We start from the raw sequence: 16,414 nt of genomic DNA, 5'->3' as shown, positions 1-16,414 counted from the left end.
AAACCGATCCTGCTGCCACAGTGCTCCCATGGAGATCACGACCGGCCGCGTCCGTCGCATGGCCCTCGCCCTCGCCCTCGGCGGTGCCACCGCCCTCACCTGCGACGCCGTGCTCGCCGGCCTCCCGCACCGGGACCACGACTCCCCCTCCCCCGGCCCTTCGGCCGCCGCCTCCGGCCCGGCCCAGGCCCCGGCCCAGGCCCCGGCCCCAGCCCCAGCCCCAGCCCCCGGCGCGCCGGGTATCGGCGATCCGCTGATGCCGCTGGACGGCAACGGCGGCTACACGGTGCGCCGTTACGCACTCGACTTCGACTGGCAGGCACCCGGGACGCCCTTCGAGGCCGGCGCCACCGTCAGCGCGACCGCCACGCAGGCGCTGTCCCGCTTCGACCTGGACTTCGCCGGCAACACCCTGCACAAGGTCACCGTCGACGGCACACCGGCCACGGCCGTACGGGACGGCGACGAACTCGTCGTCACGCCCGCCCGGCCGATCCCGCGCGGCCGCGCGTTCGCCGTCCGCGTCACCTACACCGCCGACCCCACCCAGCGCCGGCGGCGCGGCGACGCGATCCGGGAGTACGGCTGGGTGCCCACCGCCGACGGGACCCTGCTGTATGCACAGCCCGACGGCGCCAAACTGGTCTTCCCGGTGGACGACCACCCCAGCCTGCGGGCGCCGGTCACCTTCCGCATCACCACCCCCGCGGGGCTCCGCGCGGTGGCCAACGGACGGCTCGTCGAGCGCGCGCCCCGGCCCGGCGGACGCGTGCGGTGGACGTACGACTCCGAGGAGCCGCTCGCGGCCCAGCTGATCCAGGTGGCGATCGGGAAGTTCACGGTCCTCGACAGCACCGGTCCGCGCGGACTGCCCGTCAGGGACGTGGTGCCGGACGGCCTGGTCGCGGACACCGCGGCCGCCCGCGCGCTCACGGCGGACCACCTCGCCTGGCTGGAGGAGCGTCTCGGGCCGTACCCGTTCCGTCGCTACGGCGTCCTGGTCGGGGACACCGACCTGCCGGTGGCGCTGGAGACGCAGTCCCTGTCCGTCGTACCGAAGGACGACCTGCTGGGCGACCGCGTCGACGCCGAACGCAATCTCGTGCACGAGCTGACCCACCACTGGACCGGGGACAGCGTCGCCATCCGGCGGTGGTCCGACCTGTGGCTGAGTGAGGGTCATGCCCGGTACTACGAACGGCTGTACTCCGACGAGCACGGCGGCGTCCGCATGGAGGACGCCATGCGGGACGCGTACGAGCAGCACGACCAGTGGCGCCACGACGACGGGGCACCCGCCGAGCCCACGGAGCCGACGCTCTTCAAGGTGATGCGCTACGACGGCTCGGCACTGGTGCTGTACGCCCTGCGGCAGAAGGTAGGTGACGAGACGTTCGACCGGATCGAACGCACCTGGGTGACCAGGTACCGGGGCCGTGCGGCCGGCACCAAGGACTTCGTCGCGCTCGCCTCGCGGGTCGCGGGCGAGGATCTGACGCCCTTTCTGACGGCCTGGCTGTACGGGCCGGACACCCCGCCGATGCCCGGCCATCCCGACTGGCGGGTGGATCCGGTCGAGGACTGAGTCCGGACGGTCCGCGGCCACCCCCTCGGATGCCGATGCGCTGCCGCCGACCGGGTGGCCTCTGCCGGACCGCTGGTCCACCCGGTTGACGTTCGGCGCGCCGTGCCGCGCGGGACACGGAAGCGTACGGGGGGTGGCATAAGGGCGGTCCCTTCGCCCTGGTTGCGACGAGCGTGGTTGGAGACCCTCAGCAAGCGGTTGGAGACCCTCAGGTATGAGAAGAACTGTCGCCCAACGTGTCCCCGGCGGCCTGCGAACCTGCCGACTGACGGCGTGTCTGCTCGCGACGGCCGCGCTGCTGCCACCGCTGCTGATCCTCCCGGCGTCGGGCGCCGACGAGGCGGAGGACCAGCGCCTGCAGAACGCCTTCACGGACGCCGCCCGCGAGTTCCACGTCCCGAGCAGTGTGCTCCTGAGCGTGTCCTACATGCAGTCGCGCTGGGACTCCCACCCCGGCACCCCCAGCGTCGCGGGCGGGTACGGGCCGATGCACCTGGTGGAGACCGGCGGCGGCACCGGCGGCGCACCGGCGACGCCGGACGGCCGCGAGAACAGCGCCGTCGCCGGGACGGTGTTCGCCTCGGGCGGGCACGCCGTGCAGCCTGCGGACCTGGATCGCGCCGCCCGCCTCATCAAGGCGCCGCCCGCCGTCCTGCGATCGGACGCCGTCGCCAACGTACGCGGCGGCGCGGCCCTGCTCGCCGCCGCGCAGCGGCACCTCGGCAAGCGGCTCAGCAAGGACCCGGCGGACTGGTGGCAGGCGGTGGAACGTTTCCCCGGCACCCGTGACGTCGCCACGGCGACGACGTACGCCGACGACGTCTTCGCCCTGATCCGCCGGGGTGCCCACCGGACCACCGCCGAGGGCCAGGAGGTCACGCTCCCCGCGAGTCCCGGTGTCCGCTCGAACCCCGGGCCGCAGGTCCCGCGGCGGCCCAAGGAGGTCGAGTGCCCTCCGGAGCTGGCCTGCGACTGGCTCGCCGCGCCGTACGTGCAGATCGACGAGGACGGCGACTACGGCAACCACGACCTGGCCGACCGCCCCCGGGACCAGAAGATCGAGTACATCGTCATCCACGACACCGAGTCGACGCTGCCGAACATGTTCAAGACCGTGCAGGACCCGACCGAGGCGTCCTGGCACTACTCGATCCGCTCCACCGACGGCCACGTCACCCAGCACGTGCGGACCAAGGACGAGGCCTGGCACTCGGGCAGCCAGTTCGTCAACGCCCGTTCGATCGGCGTCGAGCACGAGGGGTTCCTCGCCCACCCCGGCGCCTGGTACACGGAGCAGATGTACCGGTCCTCGGCCCGTCTGGTGCGCTTCCTGGCGAGGAAGTACGGCGTCCCGCTCGACCGGCAGCACATCTTCGGGCATGACAACGTGCCCGCCCCGACCGGCGACAGCATCCCCGAGATGCACGAGGACCCCGGCCCGTTCTGGGACTGGCAGCACTACTTCGACCTGCTCGGCGCTCCGCTGAAGGCCACGGCCGGACCGGCCGGCGACATGGTGATGATCCTGCCCGACTACGCCACCCACAAGCCCCGGTACACCGGGTGCGACGGCGCGGGGAAGCGGTGCCAGCCGCACGGCTCCAGCGCCGTCCGCCTGCACACCCAACCGGCCGACGACGCCCCGCTGATCCAGGACCCGGGCCGCAGGCCGGACGGCGAGGAGTCCACCGAGGACGTCAGCGACCTCGGTTCGCGGGTCTCCACCGGCCAGACCTTCGCCGTCGCCGACCGCCGCGGCGAATGGACGGCCATCTGGTTCCAGGGCAACAAGGCCTGGTTCAAGAACCCCAAGGACCACCCGACGGCCGTCGGTGCCGGCGGCCGCATGGTGACCCCGAAGCAGGGACTGGACGAGATCCCCGTGTACGGGCGCGCCCTGCCGGAGGAAACCGCCTACCCCGAGGGGATGGAGGAGGAGTCCGACTCGCCGCTCCCGTACAGCCTCCGGGCCGGCCAGCGATATGTTACCCAGTCCGGCGTGGAGAGTTCCTACGTCGACAGGTCGACCTTCTCCGACATTCCCCAGCCCGTGGTACTGGGCCGGGAGAAGTACTACGAGATCCAGTTCGGCCACCGGCTCGCCTACGTCCGGGCGAACGACGTGGACCTGGTGCACACCAGCACCGGATCGGCGGGGACACCCGAGGTGAAGCCCGGCACCACCGGCCGGTGATCCCGCGCGGCACCCGGTGTCCCGCTAGGCCAGCAGGTCCGCCCGGTCCCCCATCACCACGACGGGGTAGCGGTCCGGGTCGAACGTGCGGAGCAGGACATTCATGGCCTCCTCCGGGAGGCCGATACAGGCCGAGGTGCCGCTGCCGTGGTCGAGGTGGAGCCAGATCTTGCCGCCCCGGCCGGCGCCCCAGGGGCGGGTGGCGTCGTGCGGCGGCGCGCCCCGCAACCGGTTGTAGTCGATGGCGATGACGTAGTCGAAGTCGTGCTGGTACGCCGCGCTCCAGTAGGGCGGGGGCACGTAGGCGGCCCTGTCGTGGGTGTAGGAGAGCCGGGTGCCGGGGTCGGGGAGCACACCGCCCGCGTCGCTGACGGTGAACACGCCGACCGGGCTGCGCCCGTCGCCCGCGTAGTGGTCGGTGGTCCAGCCGTTCCGTCCGTTGTGCGCGGGCCAGCTGCCCACCGGGCGCCAGCCGTCGTCCCCCAGGACGTACAGCACGACCGTGGAGTCGGCCGAGTCCCGGCCCTCGCCGTACACGACCAGAACCTGGCCGGATCCGGGAGGGATCCCCGTGTGCAGGCGCTCGCCGACGCCGGGCAGCGTGGCCGGGTCGCCGACGGGGACGGACGCGGCAACGGGTACGGCCGGACTCGGCCGCTCCGCCGGGCCCGTCCCGGCGGCTCTGCCGGGTGTGCCCGGCACACCGTTCTTCGCGCCGTCGCCGCTCTCCGGTCCCCCGCACCCGCCCAGGGCCATCAGGACGGCCCCGAAGGCCACCGCCGTCACGGCCGCCGCACGCCGAACGTTTTTGATCTGCACCCGGTCATCCTGGCATCACATAACATCACATTGAATTACTTTCCTGACATGTGCCGCGTGTTGGATGGTGAGCCCTGGCCGGAAAGCGGTGGATTTCGCCGATCGTCCAGGAAAACCGTTTGATTTCGACCACGCCCCGACGCGAACCTTTCACGGCTTGTCGCCACCTTTCCCCCCGACACGAGCCGCTGGGACGTCATGCACATTCAAGATCTTCCGTATTCCGATCCGGGCGTGCCGGACGCACGTTCAGGTCCCCGGTTCCTGTGGTGGCTCGGGCGGAACCAGCTCGGCGGCCAGCTGAAGGCGCTGGCCTGGGGACTGCTGCACTTCGTGGCCGTCTCCGCGCTCCCCTTCTGCGTGGGGTTCGCCGTGCAGGCCGTCGTCGACCGTTCCGGTACCCGGCTGGCGCTGACGGGCGGTCTGCTCGTGCTGTGCGGCGCGGCGATCGCCGTCGGCGACACCTTCCTGCACCGCGCCGCCGTCACCAACTGGATCACCGCGGCCGCCCGCGTCCAGCAGCTGCTCGCCCGCAGGGCCACCCAGCTCGGCTCGGCCCTGACCCGGCGGGTGGCGGCCGGCGAGGTGGTCGCCGTCTCCACCGGCGACGTGGAGAAGATCGGCTGGTTCGTCGAGGCGGTCTCCCGGTTCACCGCGGCCGCCCTGACCGTCGTCGTGGTCGGCGTCGGCCTGTTCTTCTACCAGCCGGCGCTCGGCTGGGTGGTCGCCGCGGGACTGCCGCTGGTGGCGATCGCCGTCCTGCCGCTGCTGCCCCGGGCGACCCGGCGCGCCGACTTCCAGCGGGCGAAGGCCGGCCGGGCCACCGAGTTGGCCTCGGACACCGTGGCGGGCCTGCGGGTGCTGCGCGGCATCGGCGGCGAGGACCTCTTTCTCGACCGCTACCGCCGGGCCTCCCAGGAGGTACGGCGGGCCGCCGTGCGCAGCGCCCGGATGTGGTCCCTGATCGCCGCGATCCAGGTGCTGGTACCCGGGCTGCTGCTGATCGCGGTGGTCTGGCACGGCGTCCACCTCGCCCGGCAGGGCCGGGTCACCGTCGGCGAACTGGTCACCGTCTACAGCTCGGTCATGATCCTCAACTACCCGTTGCAGCACTTCACCGAGATCGCCATGGCGTACTCCTTCTCGCGTCCCTCGGCGAAACGGGCGGCCCGGGTGCTCTCCCTGGAGCGGGTCACCGACACCGGCGGCTCGCGCGCGGCCGCGGTGCCGGACGGCGACCTGTACGACCCGGACACCGGTCTGCTGGCCCCCGCGGGCCGGCTGACCGCCGTGGTCTGCGGCGACCCCGACGCGGCCGGCCGCCTCGCCGAACGGGTGGGCGGCCACCCGGCCGAGAGCGCGGCCTCCGTGCTGCTCGGCGGTGTACCACTCGACGAACTGCCGCTGGAGACCGCCCGTACCGCGGTGCTCGTCCAGGACAAGGACCCGGTCCTGCTCTCCGGTTCGCTGCGCGAACTGCTCGACGTGCCGGCCTCCGGCGCCGTCCGGGCCGAGGACGCGCTGGCCGCCGCCCAGTGCGCGGACGTCCTGGACGCCCTGGTCCAGGGTTCGTTGGGCGTCACCGACCCGATGGACGCCCGGATCACCGAGCGGGGCCGCTCCCTGTCCGGCGGCCAGCGCCAGCGGCTCGCGCTCGCCCGGTCGCTGATCACCGACCCCGAGGTGCTCGTCCTGGACGAGCCGACCTCCGCCGTCGACTCGCACACCGAGGCGCGGATCGCGGAGGGCATCCGTGAGGTGCGCTCGGGCCGTACGACCGTGCTGTTCACCTCCTCGCCGCTGCTGCTCGACCGGGCCGACCGGGTCGTGCTCATCCTCGACGGCGAGGTCGAGGCGGTAGGCGTGCACCGCGAACTGGTGCGCACCGAGCCCCGGTACCGGGCGGTGGTGACCCGGGAGACGGACGACGACGCCGACCTGCGAGGCGGCGCGTTCAAGGAGAAGGAAGCCGCGCTGCGGAGCGGCGCGCTGGAAGAGATCGAGGAAAGCGCATGATCGGCGTCGCACCACCGGCCTACGACCCGGCGGCCCCGACGACGGCCACCACCCTCCCCGTCGGCGCCGGCTCCACCGTGCGCGCCTACGTGGCCGAGCTGTTCCGCCGGCACCGCCGGGCCTTCACCGTCCTCGTCCTGGTCAACACGGTGGCCGTGATCGCCTCCATGGTCGGCCCCTACCTGCTCGGCGGACTGATCGAGCGGGTGTCCGACGGTGCCAGAGAACTGCATCTGGGCCTGACCATCGGCCTGTTCGTGCTCGCGCTCGCCGTCCAGGCCGTCTTCGTCCGCGAGGTACGGCTGCGCGGCGCCGTGCTCGGCGAGCGGATGCTGGCCGACCTGCGCGAGGACTTCCTCGTCCGGTCGGTCGGGCTGCCGCCGGGCGTCCTGGAACGGGCGGGCACCGGCGATCTGCTGTCCCGGATCACCACCGACATCGACCGGCTCGCCAACGCCATGCGGGAGGCCGTGCCGCAGCTGTCGATCGGCGCCGTGTGGGTGGTGCTGCTGCTCGGCGGGCTCGTGGTCACGGCGCCGCCGCTGGCCGCCGCCGTACTGCTCGCCCTGCCGGTCCTGATCGTCGGCTGCCGCTGGTACTTCAGGCGGGCCCCCGCCGGCTACCGCTCCGAAGCCGCCGGTTACGCGTCCGTGGCCGCCGCTCTCACCGAGTCCGTGGACGCCGGGCGCACCATCGAGGCGCACCGCCTCGGCGCCCGGCGCGTCGCCCTGTCCGACCGCCGGATCAAGGAATGGACCAGCTGGGAGCGGTACACCCTGTGGCTGCGCTCGGTGCTCTTCCCCGTCACCAACGCCACCCACACCACCGTGCTCGGCTCGGTGCTGATGATCGGAGGCGTCTTCGTCCTCCACGGCTGGCTCGACGTCGGCCAGCTGACCACGGGCGCCCTCATCGCCCAGATGCTCGTCGAACCGGTGAACCTGATCCTGCGCTGGTACGACGAGGTGCAGGTCGCGCACGTGTCGCTGGCCCGGCTGGTCGGCGTACGGGACATCGAGCCGGAGCCCGGCGACGCCGCGCTGACACCCGAGGGCCGCGAGGTGCACGCCGACGAGGTCCGGTTCGGCTACCTGCAGGGCGTCGACGTGCTGCGCCGGGTCTCCCTGGAGGTCGCGCCGGGCACCCGGCTCGCCCTGGTCGGCCCCTCGGGCGCGGGAAAGTCCACCCTGGGCCGGCTGCTCGCCGGGATCTACGCGCCCCGCGACGGCCGGATCACCCTCGGCGGCGCCGAGCTGTCCCGGATGACCGCCGAGCGGGTCCGTTCCCATGTCGCCCTCGTCAACCAGGAGCACCACGTCTTCGTGGGCTCGCTGCGCGACAACCTGCTGCTCGCCCGGACCGGCGCCGAGGACGCCGAGCTGTGGGCGGCCCTGGGCGCCGTCGACGCCGACGGCTGGGCGCGGGCCCTGGAACAGGGCCTGGAGACCGAGGTGGGCTCCGGCGGCCTCACACTGACCCCGGCGCAGGCCCAGCAGATCGCGCTGGCCCGGCTGGTGCTGGCCGACCCGCACACCCTGGTCCTGGACGAGGCGACCTCGCTCCTGGACCCGCGGGCGGCCCGCCACCTGGAACGGTCCCTGGCCCGGGTCCTCGACGGCCGCACCGTGGTCGCCATCGCGCACCGGCTGCACACCGCCCATGACGCGGACGTCATCGCCGTGGTCGAGAACGGCCGGATCAGCGAGCTCGGCAGCCACGACGAGCTGGTGGCGGCCGACGGCGCCTACGCGGCGCTGTGGCGGTCGTGGCACGGGTGACCGGCCCTGGCACGGGGGGCGCGCGCCGCAGGTCGCACCCCGTGCCGTTGCGCGGGTACGAGCAGGGGTGGAAGGCTGGAGAGCGGCACCGGTTCGGGGGCGGGCCGGGAACCGGAGGGTTCGCGGCGCGTGAGGCCCGTGCCGAGCATGCCGGCGGGCCGCCCCTCGGACCGCCGCCTCACCCCCTGGAGGTAGCCGTGACCACCGCCGACGGATGGGGGGACGACGTCTACCAGCCCGACGGATCCGAGATCCGTGAGGACACGGGAGTGCTCGACGTGGAGGACACGCTGGAGTCCGACGGCGTCAGCGATCCCCTGGACCGGGGCTGGTCCCCGCCCGAACGGCCGTGGGCCGTGGAACACACCGGGGTGACCGCGGCGGAGGGCCACCGGGGCGAGACCCTGGACCAGCGCCTCGCCGAGGAACTGCCCGATCCGGCCGCCCCCGACGGCGACGGCATCGGAGACTGCCAGGGCAGTGACGGCGAGCTCCTGGACAACGAGGTCGGTGATCTGCGCTCCGGCCGTCTCGTGGCACCCGACGAGGGGGCGCACGAGGACGACGAGAGCGGCCTCGTCGCCACCGACGTCGGCATCGACGGCGCCGGGGCCTCCGCGGAGGAGGCCGCGATGCACATCGTCGACGAGGACACCGCCTACGGCTGACGCCGGACCGCCCTGCTCGTCCGCCCCGACCGACCTGTCCGCCTTGTTGTCCGCCTTGCCGGAGGAGACGCCATGCAGCAGGACAAGCAGCCCGACTACCACCCCGTGGTCTTCCGCGACCGCGCCGCCGGGTACGCCTTCCTCACCCGGTCCACCGCGACCAGCGACCAGACCATCGACTGGGACGACGGCGAGACCTACCCGGTGGTCGACGTGGAGATCTCCTCCGAGAGCCACCCCTTCTACACCGGGAAGGCCCGCACGGTGGACACCGAGGGCCGTGTCGCCGCGTTCGAGCGACGCTACGGAGGCGGTTCCCCGCAGGCCGGCTGACCCCCGGGCCCCCGCGCTCAGATCACGTTCAGGGCGGCGGCGCAGCCTATGCCTCCCAGCACCATGAACACCGGCATCAGCACCTTGATCTCGACCCAGCTGCCCGCGCGGAACCGCATCACCTTCGGCGGGCCCAGCGGGTACCAGCGCTTGCGGCCGATCGGGATGGGCCACAGGATCGGGCAGCCGGAGACGGTCAGCGCGTCCCCGATGTCGTGCACCAGCGCCCCCAGCACCACCGGCAGCCCCAGCCACAGGTACTCCTGGCCGGGCTGGGTGAACAACCAGTCCGAGCCGTTGCCCGGCTTGTCCAGGATGCCCGCCAGGATCCAGGCGCTGGTCCCCGCGAGCAGCCACACCAGCACGTCGCTGCTGGAGCCGCGGGCGGCCCGCCACAGCAGGCCCTCGATCGCCAGCACCATGTGCGCGAAGAGGATCGCCAGGACCGCCCAGCGCCCGCCGAGGATCGCCGCGGCGGAACAGCCCCCGCCGATCAGCACCGCCCACACCCAGGTGTGGGTCAGCGTGCGGTGGCCGCCGGAGCGGCGCGGGTCGCCCGGCTTCCGGGTCGACTTGTAGGCGGCGTAGGAGAGCTTGTCGACGATCTCGCAGAGCCAGCGTGACAGCGGCCCGAAGGCGCGCGAGATGGTGGCCGCCTTGTGGTCGAGGTCCGGGGCGAGCGCCGCGCCGGCGCAGATCAGTGCCCCGACCAGGAGTACCGGCCAGGGCATCCCGTGCCCGGCCGCGGCCGCCGCGGCTCCGACGCCGAGCCAGGCGGCGGCTCCCGACAGTGAGTGTGCTGGTCCCATCATGGCCGCTGTGCGCCCCATTCCTCTTGTGCCGCTGTCCAGTTGACCGGGTGCGATGACGCTCCGTCGGCGACACAGCATAGGCGTCGTGATCATCGGCCTCGAAGCCGATTCCCCCCTCGGGCGTCGGGCCAGGCAAGATGGGTGCGTGACCCTCATCGATCGACTGCCGCCCACCGCCGACCCCGACGCCCTGTACGAAGCCTTCGAGTCCTGGGCGCAGGAGCGCGGTCTCACGCTCTACCCCCACCAGGAGGAGGCGCTGATCGAGGCGGTCTCCGGGGCGAACGTGATCGTGTCGACGCCGACCGGCTCCGGCAAGAGCATGATCGCCGCGGGCGCGCACTTCGCCGCCCTGGCCCGGGACGAGGTCACCTTCTACACGGCGCCGATCAAGGCGCTGGTGTCGGAGAAGTTCTTCGAGCTGTGCAAGATCTTCGGCACCGAGAACGTCGGCATGCTCACCGGCGACGCCTCCGTGAACTCCGACGCACCCGTCATCTGCTGCACCGCCGAGGTACTCGCCTCCATCGCCCTGCGCGACGGCAGGCAGGCGGACGTCGGCCAGGTCGTCATGGACGAGTTCCACTTCTACGCCGAGGGCGACCGCGGCTGGGCCTGGCAGATCCCGCTCCTCGAACTGCCGCAGGCCCAGTTCATCCTGATGTCCGCCACCCTCGGTGACGTCTCCTTCTTCGAGAAGGACCTGGCCCGCCGCACCGGCCGTCCCACCTCGGTGGTCCGCTCGGCGACCCGCCCGGTACCGCTGTCCTACGAGTACAAGTTCACCCCGCTCACCGAGACGCTGACCGAACTGCTGGAGAGCAGGCAGGCGCCGGTGTACATCGTGCACTTCACGCAGGCGCAGGCGGTGGAGCGGGCGCAGGCGCTGATGAGCATCAACATGTGCTCGAAGGAGGAGAAGGAGCAGATCGCCGAACTGATCGGCAACTTCCGCTTCACCACCAAGTTCGGCCGCAACCTCTCCCGGTACGTGCGGCACGGCATCGGCGTCCACCACGCCGGCATGCTGCCCAAGTACCGGCGGCTGGTGGAGAAGCTCGCGCAGGCCGGCCTGCTGAAGGTCATCTGCGGTACCGACACCCTGGGCGTGGGCGTCAACGTGCCCATCCGCACGGTGTTGTTCACCGCCCTCACCAAGTACGACGGCAACCGGGTGCGCACGCTGCGCGCCCGCGAGTTCCACCAGATCGCCGGGCGGGCGGGCCGGGCCGGCTTCGACACGGCCGGGCTGGTGGTCGCGCAGGCGCCCGAGCACGTCATCGAGAACGAGAAGGCGCTGGCGAAGGCGGGCGACGACCCGAAGAAGCGGCGCAAGGTGGTGCGCAAGAAGGCACCGGAGGGCTTCGTCGCCTGGTCGGAGACCACGTTCGAGAAGCTGATCGCGTCCGAGCCGGAGCCGCTGACGTCCCGGTTCCGGGTGACGCACACGATGCTGCTGTCGGTGATCGCCCGCCCGGGCAATGCCTTCGAGGCGATGCGCCATCTGCTGGAGGACAACCACGAGCCGCGCAAGCAGCAGCTGCGGCACATCCGCCGGGCGATCGCCATCTACCGCTCGCTCCTGGACGGCGGCATCGTCGAGAAGCTCGACGAGCCGGACCCGACCGGCCGTATCGTCCGCCTCACCGTCGACCTCCAGCAGGACTTCGCGCTCAACCAGCCGCTCTCCACGTTCGCCCTCGCCGCGTTCGAACTCCTCGACCCCGAATCGCCGTCCTACGCGCTCGACATGGTGTCCGTCGTCGAGTCCACCCTGGACGACCCGCGGCAGATCCTGGTCGCCCAGCTGAACAAGGCGAAGGGCGAGGCGGTGGCCGCGATGAAGGCGGACGGCGTCGAGTACGAGGAGCGCATGGAGCGCCTCCAGGACGTCACCTACCCGAAGCCCCTGGAAGAGCTGCTGTTCCACGCGTACGACACCTACCGCAAGAGCCACCCCTGGGTCGGCGACCATCCGCTGTCGCCGAAGTCGGTGATCCGGGACATGTACGAACGGGCCATGTCCTTCACCGAGTTGGTCTCCTTCTACGAACTGGCCCGGACCGAGGGGATCGTGCTGCGCTACCTGGCGAGCGCGTACAAGACGCTGGACCACAACATCCCCGACGACCTCAAGTCCGAGGACCTGCAGGACCTGATCGAGTGGCTGGGCGAGATGGTCCGCCAGGTCGACTCCAGCCTGCTGGACGAGTGGGAACAGCTCGCCAACCCGGAGGAGATGACCGCCGAGGAGGCCCAGGAGAAGGCCGACGAGGTCAAGCCGGTCACCGCCAACGCACGGGCCTTCCGGGTCCTGGTCCGCAACGCGATGTTCCGCCGCGTGGAGCTGGCGGCCCTCGACCACGTCGACGAGCTGGGCGAGCTGGACGCGGAGTCCGGCTGGGACGCCGACGCCTGGGGCGAGGCGATGGACAAGTACTGGGACGAGTACGAGGACCTGGGCACCGGTCCCGACGCCCGTGGTCCCAAGCTGCTCGTGATCCAGGAGGAGCCGCAGAACGCGCTGTGGCGGGTCAGGCAGATCTTCGACGACCCGAACGACGACCACGACTGGGGCATCAGCGCGGAGATCGACCTGACGGCGTCCGACGCCGAGGGCCGCGCGGTCGTCCGCGTCACCGATGTCGGCCAGCTCTGACCACAGGAGAACTCCACCCATGACCAACCCGGCCGAGAGACTGGTCGGCCTGCTCGACCTGGAGAAGATCGAGGTCGACATCTTCAGTGGCCGCAGTCCCCAGGAGTCCATCCAACGGGTCTTCGGCGGGCAGGTGGCCGGCCAGGCGCTGGTCGCGGCCGGCCGCACCACGGCGGGCGACCGCCCCGTGCACTCGCTGCACGCGTACTTCCTGCGCCCGGGCCGGCCCGGGGTGCCGATCGTGTACCAGGTCGAACGGATCCGGGACGGGCGGTCGTTCACGACACGCCGGGTCACCGCCGTGCAGCAGGGCCGCACGATCTTCAATCTGACCGCCTCCTTCCACAAGCCCGAGGTGGGAGCTTTCGAGCACCAGCTGCCGCCGGCCCGCGAGGTGCCGCACCCGGAGTCGCTGCCGACGCTCGCCGAGGAGATCCGCGAGCATCTGGGCCAGCTGCCCGAGCAGTTGGAGCGGATGGCACGCCGCCAGCCCTTCGACATCCGTTATGTCGACCGGCTGCGCTGGAACACCGAGGAGATAGCGGGCTCCGACCCGCGCAGCGCGGTGTGGATGCGGGCGGTCGGTTCGCTGGGTGACGATCCGCTGGTGCACACCTGCGCGCTGACCTACGCCAGCGACATGACCCTGCTGGACGCGGTACGGGTGCCCGTCGAACCCCTCTGGGGGCCGCGGAACTTCGACATGGCCTCGCTGGACCACGCCATGTGGTTCCACCGGCCGTTCCGTGCCGACGAGTGGTTCCTGTACGAGCAGGAGTCGCCCATCGCCACGGGGGGCCTGGGACTGGCCCGCGGCCGGGTCTACGACCTGGAGGGACGGCTGCTGGTGTCGGTCGTCCAGGAAGGGCTGTTCAGGGCCCTGCAGTAGAGACGCAACCAGCCGCGAAGACCCCGCGGGTGCCCCGGTTTCGCCGGTGCCCGGAGCTGCGACCGGGTGGCGGCCGGGTGCGGTCGCTCCGTCGGGCGCGGCGCGGGCCGGACGACGCGGGCCTCCGCCGCTGCCCGTGCCAGGTCGTTGCGGAACCAGTCGATCTCGTCCGGATCGTCCGCCGTCATCAGCTCCTCGGCGAGCAGCGCGCTCGGCGACCCCGGTGCGCCGTGGGCGGGCGGGGCCGGACGGAGTGCCTTCACGTGCGCACGCTCGTGGGGATCCGCCAGAGCGTCGTCGATCTCCTCGGGACCGAGGAAGGCCGCCACCGCCCCGGCGCGCTCCCACGGCCCGTACGCCGCCCGCAGCAGGAAGCCGCAGTGGCGTCCGCGCCAGTTGCGGGCCCGCTTGTCCGCTCCCGTCCTCAGCCGGTCACGCAGCTCCTCGGGTGTGCGGCCGGTCAGCAGAGGCGCGTTCTTCTCGTCGGCCGCGAACTGCCGCAGTTCCTCCGCCAGATAGAGCCAGACCACGGCCCGATAGCGGTTCGGGTACCAGTTCACCGGAGTCACCAGGCCGAGTTTCGCCAAGCGGGTGAACCGGCCCGCCGGGATCTCCATCAGGGCGGCGCCCTCGGTCGTACCGACGGCTCGTACGCTCGCGCGGAGGCTGTCCGCCCGGTCCTGGAACCGCTCGATCTCGGCCAGGGCGACGCGGCGGCCTTTGCCACCGCCCTCGTCGGGCACGGTGCGGATCCGGCCAAGGTGTACCGCGAGGTCGAACTCGCCCCGCCTGAGGCCCAGTTCACGGGCGGCTCGACTGAACGTGCAGCTGGCCGGGCGGGTTCGGGCGATGGTGGTGACGGACATGGTCGTACTCCCCCGTGGAGCGGTGACTCGCGCCGGATGCGCTCGCCGTGGAAAAACGGTAGCCGCTCCGGCGGATCTCCTGGCGGGCCTGTGGACAACTCCGCGCCGAGGTTGAAACAGCAGGTCAGAGGTCCGCTGCGGAGGAACGCTCCGGTTGCCGGGCGTCCACCCCGAGATGTTCGCCGACCCGGTTGACGAGCAGTGTCATCTCGTAGGCGATCTGGCCGATGTCCGCCTCCGCGCCGCTGAGCACGCACAGACAGCTGCCGGTTCCGGCGGCGGTCACGAAGAGGACCGCGTCGTCGTACTCGATCATCGTCTGGCGGACCTGGCCCGCCCCGAAGTGCCGTCCGGAGCCCTTGGCGAGGCTGTGCAGCCCGGAGGCGACGGCGGCCAGATGCTCGGCGTCCTCCCGGCGAAGGCCGTTGCTCGCTCCCGTGACCAGCCCGTCGTTCGACAGGACCAGCGCGTGTCGTACGTGCTCCACGCGTTCGGTCAGGTCGTCGAGCAGCCAGCCGAGTTTCTGGTTCTGCGCCATGTCGTAGCGTCTCCCCGTGTGCCGTCTCCCCCTGGCGGGAGGATCTCCCCGCCAGCCTTCCCCACCACCGGCGTCCGGGCAAGGAGGATGGGGGCATGGCACAGAAGATGACCGACGAGGAATGGCGGGCGTTCGTCTCTCAGGGCACCCGCACCGGCAAGCTCTCCACCGTCAGGGCCGACGGCAGCCCGCACGTGGCCCCCATCTGGTTTCTGCTGGACGGGGACGATCTGGTCTTCAACACCGGCAAGGACACCGTGAAGGGGCGCAACCTGGCCCGCGACGGGCGGGTCGCCCTGTGCGTGGACGACGACCGGCCCCCCTTCCATTTCGTGGTGCTGAGCGGGACCGCCCGGCTGTCGGAGGAACCGGGTGCGCTGCGCGACTGGGCCACCCGGATCGCGGCCCGTTACGTGGGCGAGGATCACGCGGAGGAGTTCGGCGCCCGTAACGGCGTCCCGGGCGAGCTGCTGGTCCGGGTCGCCGTGGAGAAGGTGGTGGCCCTCAAGGACCTCACGGGCTGAGGCTCAGCCCACCGAGTCGAGAAGCCGGGCGGTGTGCATCCGCCCGGCGTACTCGACGAGCCGGATCAGCACCTCCTTGCCGGAGTCCCGGTCACGGGCGTCGCACAGCACCACGGGCGTGCCCTGGTCCAGGTCCAGGGCGTGCGAGACGTCACGCGCGCCGTAGGTCCGGGCTCCGACGAAGCAGTTGACGGCGACGACGAACGGGATGTGCCGGTGCTCGAAGTAGTCGACCGCCGGGAAGCAGTCCTCCAGGCGCCGGGTGTCGGCGAGGACGACGGCGCCGAGGGCTCCTTGCGACAGCTCGTCCCAGAGGAACCAGAAACGGTCCTGGCCGGGGGTGCCGAAGAGGTACAGGGAGAGCCCGGAACGGATGGTGATGCGGCCGAAGTCCATGGCCACGGTGGTGGTGACCTTGTGGTCCACGCCGTCGGTGTCGTCCACCAGCTGGCCCGCCTCACTGAGCAGCTCCTCGGTGCGCAGCGGCCGGATCTCACTGACGGCACCGACCAGCGTCGTCTTTCCGACGCCGAAGCCGCCGGCGACCAATATCTTGAGCGCCAGGGCCGATGTGTCGTCGGCGGCGGACTCGGGATGCTCGGAGACCATGATCACTTCTCTCGTGAGGGCCGGCTGCGGACGACATGCTCAGGAGGCTCGGGACGCGAAGCCAGCATCATGACAACTGCGGTCGCCTCGCGTGCGGTTGGACCGGAACGCGTCTGTTCTGACC

Annotated in this window: 14 protein-coding genes; 9 read left to right on the top strand and 5 right to left on the bottom strand. The window is 71.8% G+C overall.

Going from position 1 to position 16,414, the window contains the following annotated elements:
- Window positions 1-28: 28 nt before the first annotated feature.
- Entirely contained in the window at window positions 29-1,585 is a 1,557-nt protein-coding gene (locus tag ACFXI4_RS25595) for a M1 family metallopeptidase (protein WP_384994974.1), read from the top strand.
- Between the two features lie 214 nt (window positions 1,586-1,799).
- Complete coding sequence (locus ACFXI4_RS25590; protein WP_384994972.1) at window positions 1,800-3,779, top strand: N-acetylmuramoyl-L-alanine amidase; 1,980 nt, start codon at window positions 1,800-1,802, stop codon at window positions 3,777-3,779.
- A gap of 24 nt (window positions 3,780-3,803) precedes the next feature.
- Here ACFXI4_RS25590 and ACFXI4_RS25585 read toward each other — a convergent pair whose 3' ends face one another.
- On the bottom strand, window positions 3,804-4,535 hold the full coding sequence (locus ACFXI4_RS25585) for a hypothetical protein (RefSeq protein ID WP_384995198.1): 732 nt from the start codon (window positions 4,533-4,535) through the stop codon (window positions 3,804-3,806).
- A 261-nt stretch (window positions 4,536-4,796) separates the two neighbouring features.
- Between ACFXI4_RS25585 and ACFXI4_RS25580 the strand changes: the two genes are divergently transcribed.
- The 4 genes from ACFXI4_RS25580 (at window position 4,797) to ACFXI4_RS25565 (ending at window position 9,393) form a co-directional block, all read left to right on the top strand.
- Window positions 4,797-6,614: an ABC transporter ATP-binding protein gene (locus ACFXI4_RS25580; RefSeq protein WP_384994970.1), complete on the top strand. Its 1,818-nt coding sequence runs from the start codon at window positions 4,797-4,799 to the stop codon at window positions 6,612-6,614.
- Window positions 6,611-8,392: an ABC transporter ATP-binding protein gene (locus tag ACFXI4_RS25575; protein ID WP_384994967.1), complete on the top strand. Its 1,782-nt coding sequence runs from the start codon at window positions 6,611-6,613 to the stop codon at window positions 8,390-8,392. Before ACFXI4_RS25580 ends, ACFXI4_RS25575 begins: the two co-directional genes overlap by 4 nt.
- Window positions 8,393-8,589: 197 nt before the next feature.
- Window positions 8,590-9,060, top strand: coding sequence for a DUF5709 domain-containing protein (locus ACFXI4_RS25570; protein ID WP_362721649.1), 471 nt, complete (start codon window positions 8,590-8,592; stop codon window positions 9,058-9,060).
- 72 nt (window positions 9,061-9,132) lie between these two features.
- Window positions 9,133-9,393 (top strand): type B 50S ribosomal protein L31, encoded by a 261-nt coding sequence (locus tag ACFXI4_RS25565; RefSeq protein ID WP_362721622.1) that lies wholly within the window; start codon window positions 9,133-9,135, stop codon window positions 9,391-9,393.
- A 17-nt stretch (window positions 9,394-9,410) separates the two neighbouring features.
- On the opposite strand, the gene ACFXI4_RS25560 is transcribed toward ACFXI4_RS25565, so the two are convergent.
- On the bottom strand, window positions 9,411-10,205 hold the full coding sequence (locus ACFXI4_RS25560) for a metal-dependent hydrolase (RefSeq protein WP_384994962.1): 795 nt from the start codon (window positions 10,203-10,205) through the stop codon (window positions 9,411-9,413).
- Between the two features lie 145 nt (window positions 10,206-10,350).
- On the opposite strand from ACFXI4_RS25560, the gene ACFXI4_RS25555 reads away from it, so the two are divergent.
- A complete protein-coding gene (locus ACFXI4_RS25555; protein ID WP_384994960.1) occupies window positions 10,351-12,864 on the top strand; it encodes a DUF3516 domain-containing protein in 2,514 nt (837 codons plus the stop codon).
- Window positions 12,865-12,883: 19 nt separating this feature from the next.
- Entirely contained in the window at window positions 12,884-13,753 is an 870-nt protein-coding gene (locus tag ACFXI4_RS25550) for an acyl-CoA thioesterase (RefSeq protein WP_384994957.1), read from the top strand.
- Here the strand turns inward: ACFXI4_RS25550 and ACFXI4_RS25545 are convergent.
- Window positions 13,687-14,619, bottom strand: a complete 933-nt coding sequence (locus ACFXI4_RS25545; RefSeq protein WP_384994954.1) for a DUF6397 family protein — start codon at window positions 14,617-14,619, stop codon at window positions 13,687-13,689. The genes ACFXI4_RS25550 and ACFXI4_RS25545 overlap by 67 nt on opposite strands.
- Before the next feature lie 124 nt (window positions 14,620-14,743).
- Window positions 14,744-15,157, bottom strand: coding sequence for a roadblock/LC7 domain-containing protein (locus tag ACFXI4_RS25540; RefSeq protein WP_384994951.1), 414 nt, complete (start codon window positions 15,155-15,157; stop codon window positions 14,744-14,746).
- A 95-nt stretch (window positions 15,158-15,252) separates the two neighbouring features.
- Here ACFXI4_RS25540 and ACFXI4_RS25535 point away from each other — a divergent pair, with 95 nt between their 5' ends.
- On the top strand, window positions 15,253-15,681 hold the full coding sequence (locus ACFXI4_RS25535) for a PPOX class F420-dependent oxidoreductase (protein ID WP_384994949.1): 429 nt from the start codon (window positions 15,253-15,255) through the stop codon (window positions 15,679-15,681).
- A 3-nt stretch (window positions 15,682-15,684) separates the two neighbouring features.
- Here the strand turns inward: ACFXI4_RS25535 and ACFXI4_RS25530 are convergent, their stop codons facing one another.
- Window positions 15,685-16,290 (bottom strand): ATP/GTP-binding protein, encoded by a 606-nt coding sequence (locus ACFXI4_RS25530; protein ID WP_362721641.1) that lies wholly within the window; start codon window positions 16,288-16,290, stop codon window positions 15,685-15,687.
- Between the last annotated feature and the right edge of the window lie 124 nt (window positions 16,291-16,414).

The sequence above is a fragment of the Streptomyces sp. NPDC059224 genome (genome assembly GCF_042754285.1).
Classification (GTDB): Bacteria; Actinomycetota; Actinomycetes; order Streptomycetales; family Streptomycetaceae; genus Streptomyces.
This window is presented reverse-complemented; position numbering and strand designations above follow the sequence as displayed.